The organism is Bradyrhizobium sp. 141 (assembly GCF_023074055.1).
GTDB lineage: Bacteria > Pseudomonadota > Alphaproteobacteria > Rhizobiales > Xanthobacteraceae > Bradyrhizobium.
Map to the genome: position 1 here is coordinate 1 of NZ_JADPKR010000074.1, position 26,242 is coordinate 26,242.

General features: G+C 60.0%; 21 protein-coding genes and 5 pseudogenes. 15 read left to right on the forward strand and 11 right to left on the reverse strand.

Features of this window, described 5'->3' with window-relative positions:
* Positions 1 to 496 precede the first annotated feature (496 nt).
* The 3 genes from IVA81_RS19850 to IVA81_RS40700 form a co-directional block, all read right to left on the reverse strand.
* Entirely contained in the window at positions 497 to 721 is a 225-nt protein-coding gene (locus tag IVA81_RS19850; RefSeq protein ID WP_247321104.1) for a hypothetical protein, read from the reverse strand.
* A 101-nt stretch (positions 722 to 822) separates the two neighbouring features.
* Positions 823 to 1,251, reverse strand: a complete 429-nt coding sequence (locus IVA81_RS19855) for a hypothetical protein (RefSeq protein WP_247321106.1) — start codon at positions 1,249 to 1,251, stop codon at positions 823 to 825.
* Positions 1,252 to 1,512: 261 nt separating this feature from the next.
* Entirely contained in the window at positions 1,513 to 1,704 is a 192-nt protein-coding gene (locus IVA81_RS40700) for a recombinase family protein (RefSeq protein WP_346659408.1), read from the reverse strand.
* Positions 1,705 to 2,155: 451 nt separating this feature from the next.
* Between IVA81_RS40700 and IVA81_RS19865 the strand changes: the two are divergent.
* From IVA81_RS19865 to IVA81_RS19875, 3 genes and pseudogenes are all read left to right on the forward strand, one after another.
* Positions 2,156 to 2,580 (forward strand): annotated as a pseudogene (locus IVA81_RS19865) (hypothetical protein).
* 24 nt (positions 2,581 to 2,604) lie between these two features.
* Positions 2,605 to 2,701, forward strand: a pseudogene (locus IVA81_RS19870) (SOS response-associated peptidase); the annotation flags it as partial.
* A gap of 81 nt (positions 2,702 to 2,782) precedes the next feature.
* Entirely contained in the window at positions 2,783 to 2,953 is a 171-nt protein-coding gene (locus IVA81_RS19875; RefSeq protein ID WP_247321176.1) for a hypothetical protein, read from the forward strand.
* A 152-nt stretch (positions 2,954 to 3,105) separates the two neighbouring features.
* Here IVA81_RS19875 and IVA81_RS19880 read toward each other — a convergent pair whose 3' ends face one another.
* Entirely contained in the window at positions 3,106 to 7,692 is a 4,587-nt protein-coding gene (locus IVA81_RS19880) for an autotransporter domain-containing protein (protein ID WP_247321108.1), read from the reverse strand.
* Positions 7,693 to 7,962: 270 nt separating this feature from the next.
* Between IVA81_RS19880 and IVA81_RS19885 the strand changes: the two genes are divergently transcribed.
* Positions 7,963 to 9,003 carry a helix-turn-helix domain-containing protein gene (locus IVA81_RS19885; RefSeq protein WP_247321109.1) on the forward strand — a complete coding sequence of 347 codons (1,041 nt, stop codon included), beginning with the start codon at positions 7,963 to 7,965 and terminating at the stop codon, positions 9,001 to 9,003.
* A gap of 653 nt (positions 9,004 to 9,656) precedes the next feature.
* On the opposite strand, the gene IVA81_RS19890 is transcribed toward IVA81_RS19885, so the two are convergent.
* Entirely contained in the window at positions 9,657 to 10,049 is a 393-nt protein-coding gene (locus IVA81_RS19890) for a hypothetical protein (RefSeq protein WP_247321112.1), read from the reverse strand.
* 239 nt (positions 10,050 to 10,288) lie between these two features.
* Between IVA81_RS19890 and IVA81_RS19895 the strand changes: the two genes are divergently transcribed.
* The 5 genes and pseudogenes from IVA81_RS19895 (at position 10,289) to IVA81_RS19915 (ending at position 13,673) form a co-directional block, all read left to right on the forward strand.
* Positions 10,289 to 10,930, forward strand: coding sequence for a pentapeptide repeat-containing protein (locus IVA81_RS19895; protein WP_247321113.1), 642 nt, complete (start codon positions 10,289 to 10,291; stop codon positions 10,928 to 10,930).
* Between the two features lie 51 nt (positions 10,931 to 10,981).
* A pseudogene (locus IVA81_RS19900) lies at positions 10,982 to 11,140 on the forward strand (transposase); the annotation flags it as partial.
* 233 nt (positions 11,141 to 11,373) lie between these two features.
* Positions 11,374 to 11,649: an IS66 family insertion sequence element accessory protein TnpB gene (gene tnpB, locus IVA81_RS19905; RefSeq protein WP_247321115.1), complete on the forward strand. Its 276-nt coding sequence runs from the start codon at positions 11,374 to 11,376 to the stop codon at positions 11,647 to 11,649.
* A gap of 139 nt (positions 11,650 to 11,788) precedes the next feature.
* A protein-coding gene (locus tag IVA81_RS19910) for an IS66 family transposase (protein WP_247321116.1) occupies positions 11,789 to 13,437 on the forward strand; the annotation gives its coding sequence in 2 pieces (ribosomal slippage) (positions 11,789 to 11,867 and positions 11,867 to 13,437; 1,650 coding nt in all).
* The gene (locus IVA81_RS19915; RefSeq protein WP_247321117.1) at positions 13,434 to 13,673 is read left to right on the forward strand and encodes a hypothetical protein; all 240 of its coding nucleotides are present in this window, start codon (positions 13,434 to 13,436) and stop codon (positions 13,671 to 13,673) included. The genes IVA81_RS19910 and IVA81_RS19915 overlap by 4 nt, the downstream gene beginning before the upstream one ends.
* A gap of 483 nt (positions 13,674 to 14,156) precedes the next feature.
* On the opposite strand, the gene IVA81_RS40705 is transcribed toward IVA81_RS19915, so the two are convergent.
* The 6 genes and pseudogenes from IVA81_RS40705 to IVA81_RS19945 form a co-directional block, all read right to left on the reverse strand.
* Positions 14,157 to 14,456: a DUF3303 family protein gene (locus IVA81_RS40705; RefSeq protein WP_247321118.1), complete on the reverse strand. Its 300-nt coding sequence runs from the start codon at positions 14,454 to 14,456 to the stop codon at positions 14,157 to 14,159.
* A 244-nt stretch (positions 14,457 to 14,700) separates the two neighbouring features.
* Positions 14,701 to 15,684, reverse strand: a complete 984-nt coding sequence (locus tag IVA81_RS19925; protein ID WP_247321119.1) for an ABC transporter substrate-binding protein — start codon at positions 15,682 to 15,684, stop codon at positions 14,701 to 14,703.
* 301 nt (positions 15,685 to 15,985) lie between these two features.
* A pseudogene (locus IVA81_RS19930) lies at positions 15,986 to 16,775 on the reverse strand (caspase family protein); the annotation flags it as partial.
* Between the two features lie 1,357 nt (positions 16,776 to 18,132).
* Positions 18,133 to 19,588 (reverse strand): annotated as a pseudogene (locus IVA81_RS19935) (IS66 family transposase); the annotation flags it as partial.
* A gap of 175 nt (positions 19,589 to 19,763) precedes the next feature.
* Positions 19,764 to 20,111, reverse strand: a complete 348-nt coding sequence (tnpB, locus tag IVA81_RS19940) for an IS66 family insertion sequence element accessory protein TnpB (protein ID WP_247321120.1) — start codon at positions 20,109 to 20,111, stop codon at positions 19,764 to 19,766.
* Positions 20,108 to 20,515, reverse strand: a complete 408-nt coding sequence (locus IVA81_RS19945) for a transposase (protein WP_247321121.1) — start codon at positions 20,513 to 20,515, stop codon at positions 20,108 to 20,110. The genes tnpB (IVA81_RS19940) and IVA81_RS19945 overlap by 4 nt, the downstream gene beginning before the upstream one ends.
* A 226-nt stretch (positions 20,516 to 20,741) precedes the next feature.
* Here IVA81_RS19945 and IVA81_RS19950 point away from each other — a divergent pair, with 226 nt between their 5' ends.
* From IVA81_RS19950 to IVA81_RS19980, 6 genes are all read left to right on the forward strand, one after another.
* Entirely contained in the window at positions 20,742 to 22,115 is a 1,374-nt protein-coding gene (locus tag IVA81_RS19950) for an IS4 family transposase (protein ID WP_247321122.1), read from the forward strand.
* A gap of 1,631 nt (positions 22,116 to 23,746) precedes the next feature.
* A complete protein-coding gene (locus tag IVA81_RS19960; protein WP_247321128.1) occupies positions 23,747 to 23,959 on the forward strand; it encodes a hypothetical protein in 213 nt (70 codons plus the stop codon).
* A 287-nt stretch (positions 23,960 to 24,246) separates the two neighbouring features.
* Positions 24,247 to 24,444 (forward strand): hypothetical protein, encoded by a 198-nt coding sequence (locus tag IVA81_RS19965; protein WP_247321129.1) that lies wholly within the window; start codon positions 24,247 to 24,249, stop codon positions 24,442 to 24,444.
* Positions 24,445 to 24,534: 90 nt separating this feature from the next.
* The gene (locus tag IVA81_RS19970) at positions 24,535 to 24,969 is read left to right on the forward strand and encodes a low affinity iron permease family protein (protein WP_247321130.1); all 435 of its coding nucleotides are present in this window, start codon (positions 24,535 to 24,537) and stop codon (positions 24,967 to 24,969) included.
* A gap of 198 nt (positions 24,970 to 25,167) precedes the next feature.
* Positions 25,168 to 25,458, forward strand: coding sequence for a hypothetical protein (locus IVA81_RS19975; protein WP_247321131.1), 291 nt, complete (start codon positions 25,168 to 25,170; stop codon positions 25,456 to 25,458).
* 466 nt (positions 25,459 to 25,924) lie between these two features.
* Positions 25,925 to 26,173 carry a PilZ domain-containing protein gene (locus IVA81_RS19980; protein WP_247321132.1) on the forward strand — a complete coding sequence of 83 codons (249 nt, stop codon included), beginning with the start codon at positions 25,925 to 25,927 and terminating at the stop codon, positions 26,171 to 26,173.
* The last annotated feature ends 69 nt before the right edge of the window (positions 26,174 to 26,242 follow it).

The following is a 26,242-nucleotide window of genomic DNA, read 5'->3' on the forward strand; positions in this document are numbered from 1 at the left end:
GGATCGTCAACGGTCACCCAAACAGCGAAATCGATCAGCTGCTTCCCTGGGCCTATCGCGCGCAATCCCTCAAAGCCGTGGCCTGAGAACGACGCTTACGCTCATCCGGATGTGGCCCTCGCTGCACAATGCGATAGCCTTGATGAGCCTGAACGAATTCTCTTTCGGATATCCAAGTTCGCCCGTACTTGACGAGCTTCTCCTTGGAAGCCAGCGATGTCCCTGGGCCGTTGTCATTTAGAAATGATGTCTGAACCTCGCACCTAGTCTCCGTGCCAATGGGCACGCGCTGCCAGACCAATTTTGTTGGGCCGACGGAGCACAGCGTCCTGACGGTTTCCAGTGGATTCCGGACGTATTGTATAGCTCCATTTGAATGGACAAGGTAGACTCCGCCAAGCCATTCGGCCGCCTCTTCAATGCGCTCGAAAAACTTCAGCTTGTCAGTCGCAAGCTCCTTCGAGCGCCCCACCATGGCAGGTGTCTCAACTACTCCCTATCGGATATCCGGCGATTGCCGGAGGGCCAGTTTGTAGTGTAGTCCGGCGCCTCCTCCAAAATCGAGCACGGCGCCAAGGCCCGCGACCAGCGGCCAGTCCCCACCAGGTTTGTAAGCGACTGTCTTGCGGAAAATAGTTTCGACCAGCTCCGGGTTCTCATACCCCTCGATGGTCTCTTTGGGCTGGAAAAGTTTACGCCTGACTCTTTGGAGAAACTTCACGGTTTGTTCCGGCACAGCTTCTGATCGTGCGTCCGGGGTATCACACGCTGGAAACATTTAGAAATATTTCTGGATGCGCTATATTTTCGCAGCGCGTTTCATCAGCCGGCGACAGCTAGCTTTCGCCGCAAGGCGCGAACCAATCCGCTCAAGTTCTTGAACCTGCTGCGCCGAAATCGTTTGTCTACAAACACGTTGGTCATAATGAGGGGGCATTCCGGAAGGCGGCTCATCGACGTCAAAATGAAATCCAGGGGCTGCTTGTTTTGCTCATCGAGCCTGATCACGACGACGAGGCCGGAACGCTGCTTGGAGCTACGTCGTAGTGTCCAGACCCGGCAGTGCCGTTGGGCATGCTGCCAGCATCGGATGACGCGCAATGATATGAAGGAACCATCCTTCACCGCCAAGCAGCCCCCCGCCCGCTCAGCAATGAGATCGGAGCTTACAGTCGGCACGCCACCAATTCCCGCGGCGAGTTGCTGGATCACCCGATAGGCCGAGCCCGACAATCCGGCAATGTCCCGCAAAAACCTTTGCCGATTGATCGCGGCTCATTTCGGCCGCCATCAGGCGCTTCATGTTCTTCCAAAGGCTGGAGATCGGGCTTCCATCGTTCTCGAAGACTTCTGCGCAATAGATTACGTTCACGCCAGCCAGCTTGCAGAGAACTCGTAGTAGGCCCTTTCATCTGTGTCCTGAAACCGTCCCCAGCGGCTGACGTCCCGCACCAGGGCGTTGGCGAAGTCGGCGGCTCCCGATTGCACGTCATTGAGCAGATCGATAAGTCCCTAGCCCTCATCTATATACGAGCGCACGATCTCGAACCGATGCTCAGCGGCGTAGCTCGCGATCAAAGCCATCTGATTTGCGATCGAGTATTGTTGCCGATCAGTCGACATACGGATGTATTGTGCCGCCCGAAGCTCATTCTCACGTCTTCGAAGCAACCTGGCATGCTGGAAACTGAGCGCAGTTCCCATGGAACGACCGCTACCGTTGGCCACGCCCAGCCTATCTCAGCCAGGCTGAAAGCCAAGATGAACTGTACTTTCCGATCCAGCCCAGCGCAAGCGAACCTACGACCGGCGCCAGGACAGACCAAAACCAGGACCCACGGCGTACGGCACTGATCGAGCGCAGATACAGAAAGGCGCCCAGCAGAGCACCGTAGTTCCTTCTAAAATCTCCGTTTAGCTTGGCGATCTTGGACAGATCGGAAGTCTCAAACTTCGTCGGCCATTGCGCTGGTCCTCGTTAGAGCCAGCGTCTTATGAACCACTGTTTTGCCCGACGGAGCAAGCAGAATTTCGGTATTTCAAAATAAGCATCTGGACCTCCCGCTGGATCTTGACCGCCTTTTGGCCCGATGTGACGGCAGGTCTCTAGGGCTAGCGGCTTGCCTCTCGTTCGGTTTGCCGGAATCTATTTCGCATGAGCACCAAGTCGCGAGAGGTCATCTGGGGCGGCCGGATCATGGGCGCGAAGATTCATGCTGACGGAGCCCGCGAGCGTGCCCAGCAGGCCATCCGTGAGGCAGACCGGGCGGAGGCCGACGCCTGGTCCGTTCGCATGGAGGGCTACGGCGGCCCTGCCCTGCCCTCCCCCACGATCGGCCAATGCCTTAACGGAGGACTTGGCTGGCTAGAGGTCGAATGCGCCCGCTGTAAGACGCGCGCCAGCCTACCTCTGGACGCCATCCGCCGGCCTCGCGATACGCCGCTCTGGAAGCTGGAAGCCTCTCTCAAGTGCCGATCATGTCGCACGCCACGATACGCTCCGCCTGCTCGATGATTAAGCTAACCGAGACGAGGCAGATCACGCCGTATAAATGGGTTCACCCGACCGAAGAGCGTTAATGGAAAATCAGGTTAGCCGGAGCTATGTGCAATCTTTATTCCATCACCACGAATCAAGCCGCAATCAGCGCGCTGTCTAGGCGTGGTCAATCAATACGTCGGCAATCTTGCGCCTATGCCTTGGAATGGCTACCTGCGTAACACGATCGCGCAGTCCTGGGGCTACGGTTACCAAGTCTGGATCCTTCCGGGGGAGCGTCGGATGTTCGTTCTCTTGGGCACCAACGGCCAGGACTTGCTCGTCGATGCCGAATCGAAGTTGGTCATGGTGCACACGGCGGTCCGCAAACTGGCCGGCTTCAACCCCAAGTCACCCGAGGTCATTGCTTTATGGTACGCGGTGGTGGCGCAGTTTGGCCATCGTTACCGATAGCCGGTGACTGGGCCGTCGCTCGGCTCGATGTCCGAGTTGGGTCAAACTCAGAAGTCTGAGTGCCCAACTGGGAAGTCCGCTTTTCCCTCAAGAACGGGCATCGGCAGCCAGAGCTGTCAGTCCGAAAAGTGCTAATTTGCGGACGTCCTCACTTACCAGCTATATCGCGCCACGCCTTTGCCAGCGTAGCTGCGCGTAACATTGGAGAACTCGCCCTCGAAGGTCGCAGCAAGCGAAACGCCGTTCATGAACTTCATCTCTGCTGAGGCCGTCGTCATCGCGGCATCACGCGCCTGTGCGGCACCGTTGACGACAAAGGACGCCCCCGGCAGCGTTTGGAAGCTGGCGGCGATGCTGCGATCCGGATTGAAGTCGTGCGCCCAAGCGAGGCGGCTCCGCAGGACAAGGGTCGCTGTGCCCACGGCATATGATTTGTCGGTGCGCCATCCCAATTCGCTGCGCGACGCGGTGACAGCCCTGGAGGCGTACTCGAGCGCAATCATGCTGCCCGAGAGAACGCCTTCCGCATAGGCCGGCAGATCGAACGCCGTGACCTGCGCAGCCGCATAGGGCGTGACACCGATCAATGGCGTGATAAACCGATAACCGCCTTCGATGCGCGCCGAGAAAGCGTTGGCATTGACGCGTGCGCGCAAGCGATCGACGCCCACGACGGTCACGGTGCGGTCCGTGGTGACATCCTGCCAGCCATAGGCGAGCGCAGCCGAGAGATACGCAGCACCGGCGGTGTGTCGAATGAAGGCGCCGGCCTGGAACAGGTCCGACGAGCCCTGCCCGAGACTGTTGGCGATGCTGAAATTGGTGCCGCCGCCGGCCAGCGCAAAGCCGGCCAAAGTATCCGGCGAGAACCGATAGTCGGCGCCAATAGCCGTGCCATAGACCCGGCCGGTCGCGGCGCTGGTTCCCAACCTCGCATTGCCGCTGGTGGTCTGCGATCCACCGAACCCTGCGGCCCACACGTTCCAGCCGCTTGCGAACGGATCGGCGATGCGGGGCAGCGCCTTGGTGTAAATTGCGGCATAAGCATCGCGTTCGGCGCGTGATCGTGTCTTGCCGGCAGACGAGGTGTCGGCGTTTGCTGCGTTGTTTTCGGCAAATTGCGACGCGCTGCCCTGTGCGGCATCGCCGGCGCGACCGTCGAGCCAGGGATCGAGCAATACGCCCATGAACAGATTCATCGCCTGAAACGTCGTCTGCTGCGTACCCGTCGCCGCTTCGCCGGAGACTTGCGCCAATCCGATCGCCGATAGCGTGCCGAATGCCATCGGAATTCCGCCGTTGCTGTTGAAGTAACCGGTCAGTGCATTGGCGATCGTCTGTTGGTTGCCGGTCAGTCCCGTGTTGGATCCGGGACCGGACGGCGTGAAAGCCAATGTTAAATCCACATAGGCGTGCGTAGGGTCGTAACTCAACGACATCGTGAAGTTGGATGGCAGGTTGGAACTGGCAAGCGCGCCGAATGTGCCGCTGATGCCGCCCGCGGCGCTCAAAATGGTATAGCGCTTCGCGAAATTGCCAGTGTTGGCGTAAGTCGCGGATACCGTGCCGTTGAGGGTCGCGCTGCCCGAGACGTTGGCGAAGGAGGCGGCGGTCGGACTGATCTGCACCAGATAGGCTGCGCCGGACTGGAGGGCGAGATTGCCATTTACCGTCATCGACGAGCCCGATGTGCCGCTGCCCGGCAGGAATGTGGCGCCGTTTGCGATCATTGTATGGCCGATAACGCCGGTACCCATCAGCGCGGCGCCAGCGTTCACCATGGTCAGACTGGACGCCGCGATGGACCCCGCTACATCAAGCGTGCCGCCGGACACCATGGTTGGGCCGGTGTAGGTATTTACCGACGTGAGCACCAGGCGGCCGGCGCCAATCTTCTCCAGCGGCCGCGGCCCATTCAACTCGGAAATAATGCCGGCCTGCGTTGCGGTGCCGGCGAGCACCTGCAACTGTGTGTGGTTGGAATTCACCTGGATTGGATTCGCCAGCGTGATGCCGTCGGCATAATCCAGCACCGAGCCTGTGGTCGTGACAGCACCGGTCCCGAGGGCCGCGTTGTTCTCGACCCGCAGCGTTCCACCCGCAATCGTCGTGCCGCCGGAATAGCTATTGGCGTTGGTGAGAACAGTCGTGCCGGTGCCGAGTTGCTCGAATGTACCCGAGCCGGAGATAGTGCCCGCGAAAGTGAAAATATCCGAACGGTTGATCACGAATCGGGCGTTATCGAGCACGTTGCCGACGATCGAGCCTGTGGTGCCGCCGTTGCCGAGCTGGAGCGCGCCCGCTGCGATCGTTGTGCCGCCGGAATAGATGTTGGCAGCGGTGAGCGTCGTGGTGCCCAAGCCGCTTTGCTGCAATGCGCCGCTGCCTGCGATAACGCCGTCGAACTGGTAGGCGTTGAAGCGATCGAATGCCAAGGTGCCGTGGTTCGTGATGTCGCCGATGATCGAGCCCGTCGTGCCGCCGTTGCCGAGCCACAACGTTCCAGCAACGATCGTGGTACCGCCGACATAAGTGTTGGCGGCCGTCAGGACCAAGTCTCCGGCACCTGACTTGGTCAGTGCGCCTCCGGATCCGATCGCCTCGCTCAGTGTAAATGCGCTGCCGGCATAGGCAATATCGAAGCCCCCGCCATGGGCGCCCCAATTGATGGCACGCGCGGTCGAAGTGAATGACGTACCTGTGACCTGCAGGGTGCCGCCATTGAAGCTCAGCCCGCCTGCGGCGTTGCCGAGGTTGGTATCAGCTCCGACCGACAGGGTACCAGCATTTAAGACGGTCCCGCCGACATAAGTGTTCGTTGCCGTCAGCGTCGTGTTGCCGGGGCCGTTCTGCTGCACCACGCCGGTTCCGGAAATCACCCCGCCGAAGCCATAACTGTCGGAGCGGTTGAAGGCCAGTATGGCGTTGTTGGTGACATTGCCTGTGATCGATCCGGTCGTCCCGCCATTGCCGAGTTGCAGCGTGCCGCCTGTGATGGTGGTGCCGCCGCTATAGGTGTTGGTGCCAGTGAAGATGGTCGTGCCGGCCTCGGTGCGGGTTGCGCCGGCACCCGACACGTTCGACGCGAAAACATAGCCGGTGTCCGTATGATTGAAGACGATCCGGCCGGTGCCGGCCCCGAACACGACAGACGGGGTGACCAGGGTGCCGGCGGCAGCCGCTGCCTGACCGGATGCGGCACCGATGTTCAGCGTTCCGGTCGAGCCGCCATTCACCGCGATCGTCAGGGTGTTGCCGATCGAAACCGAACCGCCATCAGCGATCGTCAGCGCTCCCTGGCCGTTGGCGCCAAGGCTGAAATTCGTGTCGGTATTCCAGGCCGAACCGGCCCCGGTCACGGTCGCCGCGCCGGTACCAAAAACGCCGACAAAACTATTTAGCGCCCTGGCGACGCCGCCGGCCTCGACCAGCAGCGATCCATTTGCCTGGAGGCCGACTGCGATGCTGGAATTCCCGAAAAACCGCGAGTTCGCACCGGTGACGGTGACGCTGCCGGTCGTGCCGGCGCCTGAGCCGATAGAGGCCGACGTATTGCCGATCACTGTGCCGCCATTCGCGATAGTCAGCGAACCGTTACCCGTATCCCCCACCGCCAGGAAAGCGGTGCTGGTCCAGATCGATCCGGCGCCGGAAACGGTCGCGGCGCCAGTGGCGCCAGCGGCGCTGCCGATCAGTCCGTTGTTTCCCGTGACCGTGCCACCACCGGTGACCTTGAGAGTGCCGGTGCTGCCGGCGAGCGTGCCGACCGCCACAGCAGCGCCCGAGTTGATGGCGCCACTGGGACCCGACACCTCCAGCGTGCCGCCCTTGATGAAGGTGCCATTCCCGTAGGTATTCTGGCCGGTGAAAGTCGTGGTGCCGGATTCGACCATCACCGCACCGGTCCCAGAGATCGCCGGCGCGAAGCTGTAATTGTTCGACGTGTGATTGAAAACGATTGTGCTGGTACTACCAAAAAACGTCACCTCAGGTGCACTCACAACTCCAGGTGCCGCTGCAGCTTGACCCGACGCGGCACCGATGTTGAGCGTACCGGTGCCGTTGAGGCCGGCATTCCCGCCAATGAGCGGGCGCGCGCTCGCAACGGTGCCACCATTGGAAACTGTGAGTGTGCCCGTTCCGGATTGCCCGAGGATAAGCGAGGATTCCAGGCGCGAGTTTGCGCCATCCACGACGGCATTGCCAACGGAACCAGATTGCACGCCCAGAGTAATGTCGTAGGCAGCGACAGTACCGCCTGCGGTAATGACGAGTGTGCCGGTGCTGCCAGTCTGAACTCCTACCTGGAAAAAGCCACTTCCGCCGCTCCAGGTCGAGCCCGAGCCGGTCACTATTACCGTTCCGCTCCCGCCCAGGGACCCTATACTGCTATTGTTTTGGACGCCGAGACTGCCCCCGTTTTGGATGATCAGCGAACCGCTGGCGCTCTTTCCGACGGCCAGGCTATACGCAGCGGCTCCGGAGGTTTCAACGATCGCTGGGCTGGGGACGCTGTTGTTTGAGATCCCTACACTGTCATTCGTTGTTGGGACGCCGTTTGACCAGTTACCGGCAATAAACCAATTTGACGAGAGCGCGCCGGTCCACTCACTGTCCGCGCAAGCGGGAGCGGCCAGGACCGCGGTCATCAGGCCGACAAGCGCGGTGGTGCCGAGAAGGCGCGCGCGCCAGCCTAATCCCAAACGCGGCCCGTAAGATGATCGCTCCGGCTTCGACAACCTCGTCATCTCAAAAAGCCGCACTCTCGATCATAGAAGCCGATGGATTGCGCAATTCTGCGGGCAAAGCGCGGAGCGATTCCAATGCGGCTTGAGTTCTCGTACTGGATAATTGACGGCCACTGACAACGCAACGAATTTGACGGCCAATTCCACCCCCGTGATATTTTTGACTTCAGCGGTCAAATCATCTGAACTGCGCAGGCAAGTTGGTGGCGACGAGCCCGTCGTCGCCGCTGCACCGGATTTGGTTTAACCGGTCGGAGCCAAATGAAGGAGGTCGATTGTTCCATGGCGGCGGCGATACCCGTTCTGCACTTCGACACCACTGATTTTCCGGAAAGCCAGCGTTTTGAAGTTTGGCGTGCCGGAATCACCACCCATCAGGTCACGCGCAGCGACCCTTCCGTCGCTCCATTCGACGCGGTGGTGGACGCCTGGACGCTCGGGGAAATGGTGATGACCCATTCCCGCATCGGCGCCGCCAGGATGGTGCGAACGGCCGAGATGGCGCAGCAGGACAGCCGCGACTGGATCCTGGTTCTGTTGCTGAAGTCCGGCACGATGGATTTTGCGATCGACGGCGGCAAGAAACGACAGACGATGCGGCAAGGGGAGGTCGCCGTCTTTGACACAATTTGCGACTTTGCGTCAGACGGCTCTGCGATGGACAGCATCACCTGCGCAATTTCCAGGCGGGCGTTTGCCCAAATAACATCCGGGCCGTCGCCTCATCACGGTCTGATCCTTGAGGGGGCGTGGGGGCGTCTTGTCGCCGATTACCTGCTTTCCCTGGTGCGCCAGCTGCCCGACATGGATCTCGACGACACGTCAAATCTAACGGACGCGTTCGTCGGACTACTGATGGCGGGGCTGCGCGCGACGCAGCCCGCTGGCAACGCGCCGCTCGGCAAGACGACCGCAACGGCGCGTCAGCGGGTCGAATCCTATATCGACGAGAATCTGACGTCCTGCGAACTCACTTCCGAAGAAATCTGCAACAAGCTCGCCCTGTCGCCGTCAAGTCTGTACCGAGCGTTCGCGCACGCAGGAGGGATCACGGCCTATATTCGTAAACGACGGCTCGAGGTTATTCACGCCTTGCTGAGCACTACGGCTGAGGGTGTTTCAATCGGCGAAATCGCGCGTCAACACGGCTTTGTCAGTGCCGCGCATTTCAGCAGGGCGTTTCGAAAGCAGTTCGGCTTTAGCCCGCGGGTCGCGCGCCGCGCCACGATCCTTGTTCCACCCCCTGCAGCGGATGCCGATGAGGTCGCCATCTTTCGTCATTGGGAAGAGCAGCTGCGGTGAAGTCTGCAATCGGGTTTCAATCTGCGCCCAGATTGCGGTATCCGCTTTGCTGTCACCACTCGCCCAACCCCACTGCCGGGAGGGGTCAAACGCGCCGCTTTGGACGTGTGCCAGTCAATTCCGGTCTTCCTCGACAAGCGGACGTTCGGCGACCAGGGACAGTCCCAAACGTGCCGACAACGGACATCCCGCGAGCCCGCCCGCACAATGCTTTATGCGTGTCACGAGCCAAGGCTGGAACGAAGATGCGGGTTCCTGCTATCACTAGTGATTGTAGACTTAATACGACCCTTGGGCGAGCGGAGACGACCGATGGAATGCACGATCCGGCCGTCGCGTGAAGGTGACGCCGACGAAATAAGCGCGGTCATTTTACGTACATTGCGCGAAACCAATGCGAAGGACTATGCAAGAGAGATCATCGAAGGGATCGAGCACAGCTTTAGTCGGAGTGCCGTGCTGCAGCTAATCGGCAAGCGCACCGTCTTTGTTGCCGCGATAGGTAGTCGTATCGTTGGAACAGCAAGCCTCGATGGAAGCGTAGTTCGTACGGTCTTCGAGTGCGTCAAGACGGCGGAGATGGCGTCCCGAATGTGTCCCAAACGTGCCATTTGCAGACTTTTAACGTCGTCGGCGATAGCGCTCCCTGCGGACTATGCGGGCGGCAAATCGAGGCCGTCGGGTAGCCTGATCCAAAGAACGGTTTGCTCGTCTGAGGAGTGACGAGACAGATGGCCTTTTCCGTGTGTGTCCTCCACCAACACGAACTCGCCCGCAGAGACGTGCCGCACCTCGCCGTCGCTCGTCTCGTATTCGACCGCCCCGGTCAGTCTGACAGTCAATACCCGCGCCGGAACGGTGTGCCAATCAACCTGTCGCATACCGGCAGGGATTTGAGTAAACTCCATGCTTGACGCGAGATAGCGCTTGGACACTTGAAACGGCTTGGCACCAGGAGCGACGGTCAGCTTTGCCGTCATGGGGATTTCCACTTCACCGAAGTGAGATTCACCGTCCGGGGTTGCGTATATCCGAAGACACTTCATCGGCTGTCACCCTTTGGCTCGCCAGCGGGAACAAGACCACCTTATCATGACTGCAGCGAGGGTAAAATCACGGGTCTAATGTGTTGGTCGGCTTTGGGGCAAACTGGGAAGAACTCCACCTGAGCAATCGAGTCCGCCGTACCTTGATAAGCGGACCTCAACTAGGTGCGCCGCCACTTCGCTAATGGGCCACAACCGGACATGCGCCGTGGCGCGTTCCTCCGCGTTGAGATACATCATTGCGTACGCTACGTGACGCGAACCTCAACAACGCGGACCTCAGCGGGGCGAAGCTGCTGAAGACAGATCTTACGGACACTGATATCACCGGCTCTCGTGTCTACGGCGTATCCGCGTGGGACCTAAAACTGGACAGGGCCAAGCAGCAGAACTTGGTCATCACACGCAAGGAAAAGTGGCCAGGAGCAGGCACGGAGCCCGAGATCACCGTCGACAACATCGAGGTCGCGCAGTTCATCTACCTCATGCTTAGTAATCAGAAGATCCGGGACGTCATCGACAACATCACCTCGAAGGCGGTGCTGATCCTCGGTCGCTTCACCGATGAGCGTAAGGCAGTCCTCGACGCGTTACGCGAGGAGCTGCGCAAGAGTAACTACCTACCGATCCTGTTCGACTTCGATGTTCCAGCCACGCGGGACATTACCGAGACCGTATCGCTGCTGGCCCGCATGGCCCGCTTCATCATTGCGGACCTGACTGACCCGAGCAGCATCCCCAAGGAGTTGGAGGCTATCGTTCCTCTCCTCGCCGTGCCCGTTCAGCCGTTGATCGAAGGTGCGTCGCGGCCCTATGCGATGTTCAAGGACTACTGGAAGTACGACGTATCCCTCCGGCGGCGGCCGCCTTGTGTAGTTTGAGAGTCGGCCCGAGGATTTGACCTTAAGTCTAGCTTTAAGGTCACGTCGGGAATGCAGGTCAATGTGTTGGGCGCCGAGCGTCGGCGGCGATGGAGTTACGACGAGAAGGTTCGCCTTGTCGAAGAGACCTTGCAGCCTGGGGAAACGGTCTGCGGGGTTGCACGCCGGCACGGGGTGGCTCATAGCCTGCTGTTCACCTGGCGTCGACAAGCGCGCCAGGGGCGACTGGGCGGAGATGCTGCGCCTGCTCTTGTTCCCGTCGAGATCGCAACTGTAGCGGCTCCGATCTCGAGCGGCGCACCACAACTGGCGTCTTCCCCGCCTGCGCAGCGTGCAAGGGCTGGAATCATTGAGATCGAGCTCGGGGGCGGCTGCCGTGTTCGCGTTGACCGTGACGTGGATGTTGAGGCGCTGCAGCAGGTTCTTGAGCTCTTGCGACGACGATGATCCCGATTCCGAACGGCGTCAGGGTCTGGATTGCCACTGGCCACACCGATATGCGTCGCGGCATGCGAAGCTTGGCTCTCACAGTTCAGGAAAGCCTGAAGCGCGATCCTCATGCTGGCGATCTCTACATCTTCCGGGGCCGCAGCGGCGACCTGGTCAAGATTCTTTGGCATGATGGGTTGGGCATGTCGCTCTATGCCAAGCGCCTGGACCGAGGCAAGTTCATCTGGCCTTCGGCGTCGGACGGCGCAATATCGATCTCTGCGGCGTAGATGGCTTACATGCTGGAGGGGATCGACTGGCGTAATCCGCAACTGAGCTGGCGCCCGCAGAGCGCAGGCTGAGCACAAATCCCGCAGATTTGTATTTTGGGGAGTCCCAGCGCGTTCAATTTGTGATTCATTGCGTCGCATGGATGCCGATCGCGACGCTGTTCCGGATGACGTTACCGCTCTGAGGGAGGCGTTGGCGATGGAGCGCGCGAGGGGGTGGAGATCGCGGCTGAACTCGCGGTCGCCCGCGCGAAAGCATCGGAAGACGAAGCGCTGATTGCTCAGCAGAAGCTGCAGATCGCCAAGCTGAAGCATCAGATCTACGGCCAGCGGTCGGAGCGTTCGTCGCGCCTGATCGAGCAGTTGGCCTTGACGTTCGAAGAGTTGGAAAGTGACGCCACTGAAGACGAGCTGGCGGCAGAGCACGCCGTGGCGAAGACGACGACGGTGCGTGGATTTACGCGCAAGCGCGGCGAACGCCAGACGTTCCCTGAGCATTTACCGCGCGAACGAGTGGTGATCGACCCGCCGACGGCTTGCGAGTGCTGTGGTAGCAATCGTCTGCGGAAGCTCGGCGAAGACGTGACCCGGACACTGGAAGTGGTGCCGCGCCAGTGGAAGGTGATCGAGACGGTCCGGGAGAAGTTCTCCTGCCGCGACTGTGAGAAGATCAGCCAGGCGCCGGCACCGTTCCATGCGATCGCCCGGGGATGGGCTGGCCCGAGCCTGTTGGCCATGATCATGTTCGAGAAGTTCGGTCAGCACCAGCCGCTAAACCGCCAGGCCGAACGCTACGCTCTGGAAGGCGTGCCGATCGCACTGTCGACCATGGCGGATGCCGTTGGGGCGGTCTGTGCGTCGCTGGATCCCCTGCTGCGCCTGGTGGAAGCCCATGTGATGGCGGCCGAGCGGCTTCATGCCGATGATACGACCGTCCCGGTGCTGGCCAAGGGCAAGACCGACACGGGGCGGTGCTGGATCTACGTCCGCGACGATCGGCCGTTTGGCGGCGCGGGCCCGCCGGCAGCGATGTTCTACTACTCCCGCGACCGCAAGGGTGAGCATCCCCAGGGGCATCTGGCCCGGTACGCCGGCATCCTGCAGGCCGACGCCTATGACGGGTACAATCAGCTCTATCTGGCCAGGCGCCAGCCCGGACCGATCCGGGAAGCTGCCTGCTGGTCGCATGGAAGGCGCCCGTTCTTTGCCATGGCTGACATCGAAGAGAATGCGCGGCGCAAAGGCGCTGGAAAAAAGGAAATCCCGCTCTCTCCGATCGCGATCGAGGTCGTGCGGCGGATCGATGCGCTGTTCGAGATCGAACGCTCCATCAATGGCAGGAGCCCCGAAGGGCGTCTGGAGGTGCGACAGACGCTGAGCCGGCCTCTGGTCGAGGACCTTCAGGTCTACATGCGCGAACAGCTCGCCAAACTGTCTCGCGGTCACGACCTGGCCAAGGCGTTCAACTACATCCTGAAGCGATGGGCGAGCTTCACGCTGTTCCTGGAAGATGGACGCGTGTGTCTCTCCAACAATGCCGCCGAACGGGGCTTGCGAGGCATCGCTCTTGGACGGAAGTCCTGGCTGTTCTGCGGATCTGATCGCGGAGGGCGGCGCGCCGCAGCCATGTACAGCCTCATCGTCTCGGCGAAAATGAACGGCATCGACCCGCAGGCCTGGCTTACGGATATCCTCGCCCGGATCGCCGCCCATCCGGCTCATCGGCTGGACGAACTTCTGCCTTGGAATTGGACGCCAAAATCAGCGATCTCCGCTCGAGCGGCATGACCACTCACCTCAACAAGGTCCATCACGTCACCACCATCACCCAGGTCGCCAAGGACCTCGGCGAAGACGAAGATTGGCTGTGGGACATCGCCAACGAAATGGAGATCGAGGACGGCGTCATCTGGGTCTATGGCGTCGGAGAAGACGGCGTCCAGGCGTTCACCGACTTCGGAATCGAAAACCTCATCGAGCTGATCAGGTTCTACAAAGAGAACCCTGGACTCCTCAAGCGGTAACCCTGCGGCCTACGCCGAATGGATACAGTACGACTGGGTGCTTCCGGTCTACCGATACGAGGGGCTTTGAGCTGTTACTCGCAATGCTCGCGGAGAAGGTTATCGACCCTGCGGAAGAAAAGGTGAAAGCCTTGGAAGAGCGACGCCGCATAATCGAGGCGGAACTGATCAAGCCTCAATAGCGTATCACGCTTGCTCTCCGGCGGCTGCCCTGCTGATCCTTCAATCACGATTGACCCGCGCGGTGTCCGAGTTGGGTCAAAATGCGAAGAACTCAGGGTGAGCAAATCTAGTCGTTATGCCTGAATAAGCGGACCTCAGTCAGGCGCGGCGTCACTTCGCTGATGGGCCACACGGTTACCGCGACGCGCCAGGGGCACATCGATCGAGCGCTCCGCCGCCCACCGAATTTGTAAGTGGGCGGCGCAGCTCAAACTGGAGCTGGAGTGCACCAGCGCTAGTTAGGTAAGAGCAGTGTCAAAATTAGTGTTGGGCCATCGATGCCAGAATGGGCCCTGCCTCCGCATCTTCAACACAGGGCGTAACGGTAATCTCCATCACATTTGCCCATTGCGCGTACCATTCGTACATCGCCTTGGCGTTATTGCTCTCCGAGATCGCGAAGCCTTGACCGTTCATGCCGTGCCAACGGCCGAGCATATTCACACCCTCCGGCGGCGAGCCACCCGTCTCAAGGAATTTTTTGATTGCAGCATCAATCGAGCTTGGCGTATTCTCCAGTGTGAGATGTACTTCATTGATATCTCCAATCTGAAAATACACGAAACGCCTTGCGGCAATTTCAAGTGAGCCACTGATCGCCGATTTCGACTAGGGATGATTGGTGGGTTCGAAGAGAAAAAGTCCGCGAAATTCTGATCAAGCGGACATCGCCGGAGGTTGCTTTAGGTCAACACCTGCTCTCGGATGACTAAGATCGGATTATCTCCCGGAGCGGACGTCTCGGCGCATTAAGCGAAGGTCAGCAGCGGGCCAAGTACCGAACTCATGCACCACAGGAATCATCTCATTCGATGACCGCGTCGGCGCGGGCGAACAAGGTTGGCGGAACAGTGATGCCGAGCGACTTTGCGGTGGTGAGATTGATGATGAGTTCGAATGTCTTTGGCAGCTCGACTGGTAGATCGCTTGGATGCGTACCCTTTAGAACTCTGTCGACATAATAGGCCGCGCGGCCATAGTTCTCACAAAAGTTCAACCCATAGGACATCAAGCCGCCGGCTTCGACATATTCTCTGACCTGGAAGATCGTCGCCAATTGGTTTTGTACCGCGAACTCTGCGATCTGCTTCCGATAGGCAAAAGTGAGCGCCTCCTGTAATGTGATGAGTGCTTCGCAACGGAAATGCGAGCCCGCAGACAATAGCCACTCCAGATCGTCAGTTGACCGGACTTCGATCGCCTCGATAAAGACCCCGGAGGCCTGTCCACCGGTTTTGAGCTCCTGCAGTTCCAACATCTTGCCAGGGTTGCCGGGATTATGCAGGACACATACGCGCGTGAGGTTCGGCGCGACCGCCTTCAACAATTCGATCAGTTTGGCGCTTGTTGATGGCAGGAAATTCGATACTCCGGTGATATTTCCGCCGGGACGCGCCAAGCTCTCGACGATACCGCTGGCCATAGGGTCACTTACCGCCGCAAAAACGATCGGAATACGGGCTGTTGCCCGTTTGGCGGCCTGGGCTCCAGGTGTAGATGTTGCGACGATCAGGTCCGGATTTAATCGGACAAGTTCGGCGGCAAACTGGGAATATCGATCAACGATGCCTTCCGTCCACCGAAGCTCCAGCTGGAAATCTTGTCCCTCAGTCCAGCCAAATTTGCGCAAACCAGCCAGAAAACAAGCAAGCAGAGTCTGGCCGACAGGCGACGACGTACCGCCAAGGAATCCTACTCTCGCCGGTACTGAGCGCTGCGCCCGCGCAACGAATGGCGACACGGACACGCATGCGGCGCCAACCATTCCGATGAACTCGCGACGTCCCATGTCGGCCTCCCGACTACGCCGGCAACATCAGAGCAGGCTGAAGATACCATAAGTCGCTAGTAGAGAATAAGGCCTGGTCGCTGCGAGGCGACCGTCGGCTTCGGGTCAAAACGCGAAGAAATCAACCTGAGCAGATCTAGTACGACGTCCCTTAGGAAGCGGACCTCAACGACTTGCGCCGCTACTTCGCTGATGGGCCACAAGCAGTCCTGGTAGAGCCCTAGGCCCGTTGAAACTCCGCTTCTTCAATTCGTCATTGGCACATAGTTCTTCCAGGCACCTCTATTACGCGGCAGCCGCTCTGTCCCATTGACTGCGGTTTTGGGAGCGCGGATTCGACCTTTTTTTCGGGCATCGTCGCGCCTCCTGTCAAAAGCAGCAACGGGCTTCTTGTCCTGCACCTTCTCGCATTCATTGTTGTCATTGACGCGATAACCGGCGAGACAGGCGATCTTGATACAATTGTCGGCGTTGGCCCTGAAGCCGTGTTCGCGGACCAGCGGACAGACCCGGCTGGGCTTAGCTTTGATAGCATCCAGCGCGTCAAAGCTCGCGAGCTTGGTTTCGAACTTTGTTCCGGCGTATTTGTTAAATAGAGAGAGTGATCGCTGCGACGACGCATTCCACTCGCCATCAGCGGCAGCAGCGAGACAGCCAACGCGGCGCAGCTCCGATTGCACGAGCTTTGCTGTTTCCTGCCGGGACATACTCGGCGGGAAGGACGTAGGAGCGACTATAGCAATCTTCTCTTCGGCTTCGGCTTGAGCCGTCTTTTCCTCAGCCTGTTTGAGGGCCAAGGACTTAGCGACAGCGGCTTCAGCCTCCTTCCGGCGTTGCTCGGCAGCAGCAGCCTTTGCTTCCTCAACCTGCTCGGCCTTCGCGGCGGCCAAACGGGCATCCTCGGCGGCCTTCGCGGCGGCAGCGGCTTTATCCTGCTCGACCTTTTTGGCTCGGTCAGTGGCGAGCCGGGCTTTCTCCTCTTCAGCGTGCCGCGCCTTATCTGCGGCGGCAGCGCGTGTCTCTTCGGCCGCAATCTTCTTGAGCTGCACCTTGGCCAAATCGGCCGGGAATGCTCTCAGAAAGGCCTCCCAAGCTTATCAGTCAGGGCAACACGATCTCTGCAGCAGCCTCCTGGGGGTTCTCGGCAGCGCGCTGAGAGCCTCAGTGCGTTCGGAGCCAGTGTCCTGTCAACCTTCTTGTAGTTGCTCGTGTTTTCCGCCTTCCCCGCGAGCAATCCACGGTCCTAGCCATGGTGCCCCGAGCGGCTTCCCGACTGTAGTTTTCAGCCATCTCCAGGAGCGCGGCGGCCTCGCCCGGCACCCCTGCTCTCCCCAGCTAGATCCCGGCAGATGCGCTCCATACGCGCGAGGTCATCTATGTCGTGCTGATGGTGGCCCATGGCGCCGATCAAGTCCGCTGTCGCGCCTTTCGTCAAGCTTGTAACCCCGCCATACTGCCCGAAATGGGGGAATCGATCATACCGATTGACGATCCGAATACGTGGTCTCAGGGGGCTGCGGCCTTCAAAGGAATCTTCGACCGTCTGCGCTCCGCTATCGGAATGCTTCGCGACCTGCGTGGAAGCGGTGACGCGCCGCCACGCGAAGGCGAAAGCAGCAGCTCGCCCCCCTTTTTCCCCAATCAGTCCGAGTTCTCACGCACCAGTCGAGCGACTCTGCGGGGCCCTTCCCAAACCTCAACAGTGGGATGGGCCTCCAAGAATTTCTTGGCTGTAGCTTCGGCGTCTTTGTCTGTCGGGCAATCGAGCTCGTAAGCTGCGCGAGCAACACCGGCTAAATCCACCGCGTACGCAACATACCGCATGGCATTTCCCAGGCGCGGAAAGCTGCCCATACGAGTCTCTCGCGGGCGCATAGTTCCTACGGCAACGGCAAACTTGGCGACGGTGGTCGATCGACAAAAAACGGCCCCAGCGTCTGGCGGCGGCTGGGGCCGTTGGAATGCTCCGGCACCAAGGGGGGCTTTGAACCGGAGCACAGCACCAAGCCGGTCGCTTGCTCCTAGTTCCCAGGGAAGAGGCAGGGCTTGCGAGAACCGGCCCATCGCCAAACGCGCGTTCGAACGTTGGGCCGTCCGGGTGGATGTCGCGAAGCTGGAGTGATCCAGGTATCGCGCCACAGACCGAAATCTTAAATCCTCTCGGCCCGAGAGTCGTTCCTTGCTGGATAAGGTAGCCGCAGCACGTGGGCACTTTAGCTCGGTCCATCTCGCCTCGGTTGGTCCCAAAACAGCTTCTTGCAGTTGGGGCACCGAAAGATGGCAATAGCCCCGTCCGGTGAATCGACTACGTCAACGAACAGCATGGGTTTGTTGCATGCGGAACAGGTCGGCAGAGGCTTCGTTTTTTCTCTTGTATGACCATCCCGCCCGAAGTACGCATCCGGCGAAGGCCCCTGGCCAGGTTGCTTTGAAGGCAGCCGATAGCATTCAGGCGGCGTAAGCGATGTTCTGAGGGCGCCAGTTCCAAGGCAGGAGTTCGTGGATGCGCTTGGCGGGATGATCCGACAGGCGGGCCAGGATGTCGGCGAGCCAAGCCTGTGGATCGATGTCATTGAGCTTAGCGGTGGCGATGAGAGTGTAGATCGCCGCCGCGCGGCGGCCGCCCTCGTCGGAGCCGGCGAAGGTCCAATTTCTTCGGCCCACGGCAACCGCCCGTAGTTCGCGCTCGGCAGCATTGTTCGACATGCAAAGCCGTTCGTCCTCAAGGAAGCGGGTAAATGCATCCCAGCGGCTGAGGCAATAGTTGATTGCCTTGGTCGTATCATTGTTCCTGGAGAAGTTGGCGCGCTGCTCGCGCAACCATGCCTCCAGCTCCACGATCAGGGCGCGGCTACGCTCCTGGCGCACGCGCAGGCGCTCCTGCGGCGCAAGACCATTGATCTCGCGCTCGATGGCGAACAGGACATCGATGCGCTTGACCCCCTCGGCCGCGATCGGCGCCTTACTGAGCCGCGCTAAATCGAAGAACTTACGCCGGCCGTGTGCCCAGCATGCCGCCTCGATAATCGGGCCGCCTTTGCGATTGACTTCGTAGAGCCTGCCAAAGCCGGCATAGGCGTCGGCCTGCATCAGTCCGGCATAGCCCGCCAGATGCTGCTCCGGATGCGCACCGCCACGATCAGGCGAGTAGAAGAATACGGCCGCCGGCGGATCTGGGCCGGCAAATGGACGGTCGTCGCGCACATAGGTCCAGAGCCGGCCGGTCCGGGTCTTGCCCTTGGCCAGGACCGGCACCGTGGTGTCGTCGGCATGGATGCGCTCGGCCGCGAAGACGTGGCTTCCGATTGCATCGACCAGCGGCATCAGGGTTGCCGCGGAAGCGCCCACCCAGTCCGCCAGCGTCGAGACATCGAGGTCGACGCCTTCGCGCTGGTAGACGTCGCTCTGACGATTGAGCGGCAGGTGCAGACCATATTTGGCGAACAGGATATGGGCCAGCAGCTTGGGCCCCGCACGTCCCCGCGCATCGGGTGCGAAGGGGCCGGCGGCTGGGTAATCGCTTCGCAGGCCCGGCAGACGAACTTCTCGCGCACGTGCTGGATCACCTTCCACTGGCGCGGAACGAACTCCAGCATCTCGGTCACGTCCTCGCCGAGCTTGCGCAATCGGTTGTCGCCGCAGCATGGACAGCAGGCATCGGATAGACAATTCGCTCCCGCGGCAAATGCTCCGGTAGTGGCCGGCGGGCTGGCCTGCGGCGCTGGAACGATGGCACCGCAATCTTCTCGGCTGCCAATTGCGCCGCGGTATCAGCTTGCGCCGCGTTCTCCTCCAGGTCGGCGAGCTGTAGCTCGAGCTGGTCCAGCAATGCGCCTTGCTCGGAGGACTGTCCGAACTGCTCGTGCCGGAGCTTCTTGATCGTGAGCTTGAGCTTTTCGATCAACAAGCTCCCCGCCTGAGCCTCGGCTTCCGCGGCCAACCGGGCCGCTCGCTCGGCGCGCAGCATCGCCTGCAGCGTGGTCACATCGTGGGAAGAGAATCATCAGCCCGACCAGAGAATCACAAGATGCTGTTGCTGTCCGAACCGCTGATCGTGCCACCGATTCAAATCCCAGCGATCAGCCGGCCGCCTGCGGTCGCCAGGTACGTTGCGGCATCCGCCAGTCGATGCCCTCCAGCAGGTATCCAAGCTGGGCTGGGGTGATTGTCACCACGCCATCAACCGACGACGGCCACAGGAAGCGGCCGCGCTCCAGCCGCTTGGCATAAAGCGACATGCCCAGTCCATCGTGCCAAAGGATCTTAATCAGCTTGCCGCTTTTGCCACGGAACACATAGAGGTCGCCGCCGTGCGGGTCCCGCGTGAACGCTTCCTGCACCAGCAAGGCCAGCGAGTTCATGCCGCGACGCATATCGGTGTGGCCGGTCGCAATCCACACCCGCACGCCCGACGCAATGGGGATCACCGTAAGCGTCCATCTGCCAGCGCCGCCACGGCGGCCTTCAGCGTCGCCGCGTCGACCGTACCCGTGATCCGCATCCGAGCCCCGGCAGCGAACTCGATCTCGATCGACCCGCCGCTGCTGGCCGGCGCGACTGGACAAGGCGGCCCAGATTCCGCGACCACCATCGCCGGCACGAAGCCAGGTTGACGGGCGGTATCCTTCGGCTCAGGCCGAAACGAACGTCGCCATCGCAGCAGCAATGAGCGCGAAACGCCATACCGCCGCGCTGTTGCCGCGACTTGGCGCGGCGCCTGCAAGCTCTCCAGAACGATCTTGAGCTTCTCATCCTCGGACCAGCGCCGCCGCCGGCCCGTGTCCACCACCTCAAGCCGCTCGACTTGGGCACTGCGCCTATCACTGTCCATAAGGACAGTTCTCAACAACACGCCTCATTCGGCAAGGCGGCCTTCACCGGCTTTCAATTACCCACAAGTGCTTGATTCATTTGCGGGAGGGCTCGATCGAAGAATCTTGAATCAGATGAATCGCTTGTGATTCATTGTTGAGCACCTGAATCGCGACGGCGAGGTGCCTTCATGTGTTCGAGCGGTGCGATATCTCGTCGGTCGGCGGGCCAGGATGGTTACCAGGATGATCGTGATGAAAGCGCCGTCGCACACTGGACGGAGCGCGAGATCGACAAGACGGCTTTCGAGGACGCCCGTTCTTGGTCAACGATTTGGCGAGCTGTTAAGGCAAATTGGTGATGGCATGGGCGGGAGCATACCGTTCGCGTGCCAAGACTGGGCGAACACGAAGGCAGCCTACCGCTTTTTCGCCAACGAGCGCGTGGAGGAAGCCGACATTCTTAGCGGCCACTTCGCCGCGACGCGCACGCGTTACGATGATTGTACAGGCCCGATTCTCCTTATCCAGGACACCACGGAATTCTCCTACCAACGCGCGAACACGAGCGCGATCGGCATAACCAAGAGCGTCAATAGCGGCCGGGACAAAGGTGGCCGTTGGCGCCATCACACGGTCTGCGGAATGCTGATGCATTGCAGCCTCGCGGTGACCGTCGAGGGCCTCCCCCTGGGATTGGCGGCGGTGAAGTTCTGGACACGGAAAAAATTCAAAGGCACGGCGCAACTCAAGAAGAAGATCAACCCGACCCGCGTTCCCATCGAGAAGAAGAAGAGCGTTCGATGGCTCGACAATCTCAGGCAATCGATCGAACGGCTCGGACAGCCGGAGCGTTGCATTCATATCGGCGACCGCGAAAGCGACATCTACGAATTGTATTGCCTGACGCAAGAGCTTGGCGCTCACTTCCTTGTCCGCGCCTGCGTCGATCGGGTGGCAGGCGATGGCGGCCATACGATTGCGACCGAGATGGAAGAGACCAGCGTCAAGGGCCTGCATTACATCGACGTGCGGGACGACAAGGGAGAGATGACGAAAGCCGCGCTGGAGATCAAGTTCAAGCGGATTGCGGTCTTGCCTCCGATCGGAAAGCAAAACCGTTATCCCGCCCTCGACCTGACGATAATCCACGCCAGCGAGCGCGGTGCGCCAAAGGGCCGGAAACCCATTGAGTGGAAGCTAATCACGGACTTACCCGTCCGCGGACGTTCCGGGGCAATCGAGAAGATTAACTGGTACGCCATGCGGTGGAAAATCGAGATGTTCCATAAGATCCTGAAATCGGGCTGCAGGGCGGAAGACTCAAAACTGCGGACCGCGGAGCGCCTCGCTAATCTGATGGCGGTCTTCTGCATTCTCAGCTGGCGCGTCCTCTGGCTTACCATGCTCAATCGCACGGCCCCGGACGCGTCACCGAAGATGGCCTTGACGGACACCGAGATCGCATTGCTCGATGAACTCATCAGCGACGTCGGCAATCGACGATGTCGCCCTGGAACCCTCGCATTCTACTTGACCAAACTTGCACGATTGGGTGGCTACCTGGCCAGGGCCGCCGATCCGCCACCGGGAAATGTTGTCATCTGGCGGGGACTCTGATATCGAACTCGGCGCCGAAATCGGAGCGGCTGGAAATGTGGGTAATTGAAAGCTTCACCGGACGGATACCGCCCGAACGCAGGGAACAGCGAAAGAGGTTTCTATGGTGCCTTCGGAGGCTCCGGATGCCATGTGTTCGGCACCTCGTGCTCCAGCAATGCCGTTGAGACTGCGATCTGCTCCCGAGACCGGGAGATCATTTTCCTAGCCAATTGGCTCGCATCAGCCTGATGCATCTTTTGCGAGTCCAGATACTCGTCGAACTGCTTCTTGGTGAACAAGACGGCGTCCACGCTGCGCCCGGTTAATTTACGCTAGAAACAGATTAGGACAGTGCAAAAGTGAACTTACTCTGGCGGCCGCAAGCCTGGCGATCGTATCCAGTCGCTCAGATGTGCCCCCGTCTCGACAATCCTGGCTCGCTTGAGCAAGCCCTCACGTTCCGCCCCAGCGGGCAATTGGTCGGCCAGTGCTTTTAGCTTGGCGGCCTCTTCGGCTAATCGTTCTTCAAGTGAGCGGGTTTGCTTAACTCTGCGGCGCTCTCCCATAGCGCCCTCCCTCAGCCGTTTACGACGACTCCGAAACGTTCCCGGGCGGGTTCGGTTCCCAAGACGAAACTAGGCCACGCCTCGGGAACCAGGGCCTGCGTCGCTTAGTGCTCGGAAGGCTTCTCCCTCTGGGCTTTGCGCGCCATGTCCATCCACTCTCCTGCGAGCTTCAACCAAGCCTCCTTATCGACCTCGCGCGTGGCCTTCCCAGCCTCGTCTAGGCGGTCCTGCGCTTGCTGAACGTATCTTGCGAAATCAGCTTCGCTCATCGCGATCAATGCGACCGCGAAAGGAAGGTGCCTACAAAGGTAAGGCGCAGGTGCTGCCTTGAGACAGATCCTGCGGCCTATACCACGACGTTCCGCACGATCGGCGCGGCAGGACCCTTGCTAGCACAGTGGCCCGCCAGCGTGAACCGGCGGGCCGCTTGTCACTGCCTCAGCAGGACCTGCTCCAGTCCATCCTCGATCACTCGGAGATCCTCAAGTAAAGCATCTCGAGAGTCGGGCGGGTTCACGCCTGATGCGGGCTGTAGCTGTTCGAGCAACTGGCGCCGAAGGCATCGCATATTTTCTAGGGCTTGCCGGTTGTTCAAACGTACACAAGCCGAAACGATCAATCCAATGCTTGTGGTCAACGGGTAGATCCAAATGGAAAATTCTAAAACAGGTTGCATCGTAGCCCGTTCGACCTAACCCGCAAGCACCCATCAAATAACATCTTGGTCCAGTCCCAGGGTGTTCTGGGACGGGGCCGTGGGGGACATACGCGGCCTTGTGCTTGTGGTTGAGGGCCCGCCAGCTCAGCCAGCCCCGGCGGGTCCTCCCTCATTTGATGTACGTTAAGTCTGCTGCCGATTGTGAAATATATCATACTGCGAGCCAGAAATGGCGCGATAGGATCATTCCACCGGGGCTGGCTGCATATTTCGTTAGACCTTTTCACCCGGTTTCATTTTGGCCATGCGCGGGCCGCAGCGAGAACATCGCTGCGGCTAGTAGACCGGCTGCGTTTCAATCACCAGCAAGCTTTGTGGGCACCAACGATTTTGCGGCGTCTAATTTTCCAATGGGAGGACGTTTTATGCCTAAGGAGAATTGCCTGATTGTTCGTGCGGCCGGGAAACGACTGGACCTGTTACGAGGCGAAGCTGCCCGCATCGCGCAAGGAGCTAACGTTCGCTGGTGGACCGACCGCGCGGAGATCGGCACCAAGTTCTGCTTTGAAGATTCCAAAGCCAAGGAGCTATTCGCAATTACCTGCGACAGCCTCGGCATTACCTCTCAGGACGGCTAGTCCATTGAAAAACCCGCCGACCTGGGAGCCGACGAGTTCTCAATGCCAATACCGTATCACGGAGCTCGTCACAAAATCGCGATCGTCAATCGTACCGCGGGACCCGTTGACGGCTGGTCACGCCTAAGTCTTCGGCCGTGCGTCATCAGCCGCTGCCGGTCGCGCATTCTGTGGGTTCGGCGCCGGCGTTTCATGCTGGCCCCCGCAACTCGCTATGCCAGCGTGCGTCGTACTCCATTTCACGGCGCGTCAGCATCTCGGCCGAATGAAACCACGGCGAACCTCAAATGATCGTCTTCGATTGCGGCGTTCAGCATCAACTCGGCGGCTATCCTAAGCACGATCATGAAGTGCAGCTCTATGCCTTCGACGTCCTCGCCATGGGCGGCGACGACTTGCGCGATCTGCCGCTGCACCTGCGAAAGATGAACCTCCAGCGGCTGTTCGCGCGCAGGCCGGGAGGGCATAACCGTTGCGCCCTTTGAGCGCGGCGAGATTGCACCCGATCTATTCCGCGCGGCCTGCCGCGTGGGCCTTTGAGGGGCTGGTCTCAAAGCATCGCAATCGACCGTATCGTGCAGGCGGCAGAAGCACTGGATCAAGGTGAAGAACCGCGGCCATCGGGCAATGGATCGCGAGTTGTAGATGCTCGTGGAACCGACCAAAGCAGCGCCACGTTGATCGTCATGGCCCTGAAGGAAGTCCGAGGCTGGTTGACCAACATCGGCGTGCTTGCCTCCCGGCCAGCCGCGTTCGTTGTCTTTCTCATTTATGCCGCGCTTTGGATCGTCTTCGGCAATGGCCTAGAGTGGCATTCGCTTGCCATTCTCGCAACATGGGGAATGACCCTCGTGATCCAGCGCGCCGAGCACCGCAACACGCAGGCCATTCATGCGAAGCTCGACGAACTCCTGAAGGTTCACGGCGATGCCAAGAACTCGCTTATGACCATCGACGACAAGGACGCTGAGGAAGTCGAGCGGGAGCGAGCACGGGTCCGTAGGTCGTGAGAGTTACCCAACGGATCACCTTGATCGCTCTTCCCCTCGGGTTCCAGAATTAACCCGCAACCGCGACATCAAGCTCAGTTCCAGACATTGATTGCAGCAAAGCTGCGGGGCGCTAGCTTCTCACGGCCGGACATTGCCCTTGGTCCGGGTCCCCAATGGGAAGCCGTCGCGCCAATATATTTGACGCGGCGGCTTCGCTTGATTGCAGGCCCGTTCTATTTGAAACAGCAGTCAGACAACGGAAAACTTGACCTTATCGAGATGCGTCGTCAACTCACGACCCTGCGCTCGCAGCATTCGGACAACCTTGCGATAGCATTGCTACTGAACCGCCTCCTCGTGAAGGTCGCATTCCTCTCGGAGCCTATCGACCCGAAGCACGAACAGCATCTCCGATCTGAGTTTGCACAGACGCTGAAGAAGGTGGAGGCGATCACCTCGCGCAAGCCATCAGCGAAGCGACCAGTAACCACTAAGCCATCCAAGTAACACTAACGATCGTATCTCATTGCGCTTGTTGGGGGGGCGCCGATGCTGGATGCAGTCGCGAAGTCGCCTTTGTTTCGCGTTCTGGCGCCTTCGCGGCGAGGGGTCGCCGGCCCTTCGGCCGGCAGCCCCGCCCAGTGCTAGGATTGATGGCGGCCGTGCGACGAAGCGCGGTCCGCAGCGTAGTTTGGGCGGACAGGCCTCATAAGCCGGTCTTCCGCTTCGCGATCAACTTGGCGCGTTGAGCCGACGGCTCGTCGTAGGCATCAACCGAGCCGGGCAATCACCGATAGCGAGCAACCCAGAGGGGCGTCTTGGGCGCTCGCAGCGGCCCTTCTGTTCGTTCACAGACGGTCAACGCTCTGGCCTTACTCTGAGCGCCTGCGCGAAGGCCACGCCGGGCGGTTCATGAGTGAGGCGGAAAGGATCCAGGCGCGTCGTTTTCGAAAGTCCAATCGAAGCACGGTTGATGGCCATCGACGGCACATGGCAGCGCGCCTGCAAAATTCACGATGTTTCCGAATTGGGGGCCAAGCTGGTGATTGATGGTGCCGTGACAGATACCGGCCAGAAGGAATTTTTCCTCGTACTCTCGCCAATCGGATTAGCCTACCGACACTGCGAACTCTCCTGGGTCAACGGAGAGTTCGTTGGCGTTCAATTCATCAATCGCGGCAAAGCTTCGAAGAGAGCCCGACGCGAAACGCTGGTGAAGTGATGACGATCGATCGTCGCAGACAGGAGCGCACCGAGGTTGGGAGGTTGCGTACATTCAGGTGGCGGATCA

Bases quoted from the DNA above. Each gene is read 5' to 3' on its own strand.
- IVA81_RS19960 (WP_247321128.1), top strand. From the start codon at position 23,747: ATGCCTAAGGAGAATTGCCTGATTGTTCGTGCGGCCGGGAAACGACTG.
- IVA81_RS19915 (WP_247321117.1), top strand. From the start codon at position 13,434: ATGACCACTCACCTCAACAAGGTCCATCACGTCACCACCATCACCCAG.
- IVA81_RS19885 (WP_247321109.1), top strand. From the start codon at position 7,963: ATGAAGGAGGTCGATTGTTCCATGGCGGCGGCGATACCCGTTCTGCAC.
- tnpB (WP_247321115.1), top strand. From the start codon at position 11,374: ATGATCCCGATTCCGAACGGCGTCAGGGTCTGGATTGCCACTGGCCAC.
- IVA81_RS19945 (WP_247321121.1), bottom strand. From the start codon at position 20,515: ATGGACAGTGATAGGCGCAGTGCCCAAGTCGAGCGGCTTGAGGTGGTG.
- IVA81_RS19875 (WP_247321176.1), top strand. From the start codon at position 2,783: ATGTTCGTTCTCTTGGGCACCAACGGCCAGGACTTGCTCGTCGATGCC.
- IVA81_RS19925 (WP_247321119.1), bottom strand. From the start codon at position 15,684: ATGGGACGTCGCGAGTTCATCGGAATGGTTGGCGCCGCATGCGTGTCC.
- IVA81_RS40700 (WP_346659408.1), bottom strand. From the start codon at position 1,704: ATGGGAACTGCGCTCAGTTTCCAGCATGCCAGGTTGCTTCGAAGACGT.
- IVA81_RS19980 (WP_247321132.1), top strand. From the start codon at position 25,925: ATGGCCATCGACGGCACATGGCAGCGCGCCTGCAAAATTCACGATGTT.
- IVA81_RS19890 (WP_247321112.1), bottom strand. From the start codon at position 10,049: ATGAAGTGTCTTCGGATATACGCAACCCCGGACGGTGAATCTCACTTC.
- IVA81_RS19950 (WP_247321122.1), top strand. From the start codon at position 20,742: ATGATCGTGATGAAAGCGCCGTCGCACACTGGACGGAGCGCGAGATCG.
- IVA81_RS19965 (WP_247321129.1), top strand. From the start codon at position 24,247: ATGATCGTCTTCGATTGCGGCGTTCAGCATCAACTCGGCGGCTATCCT.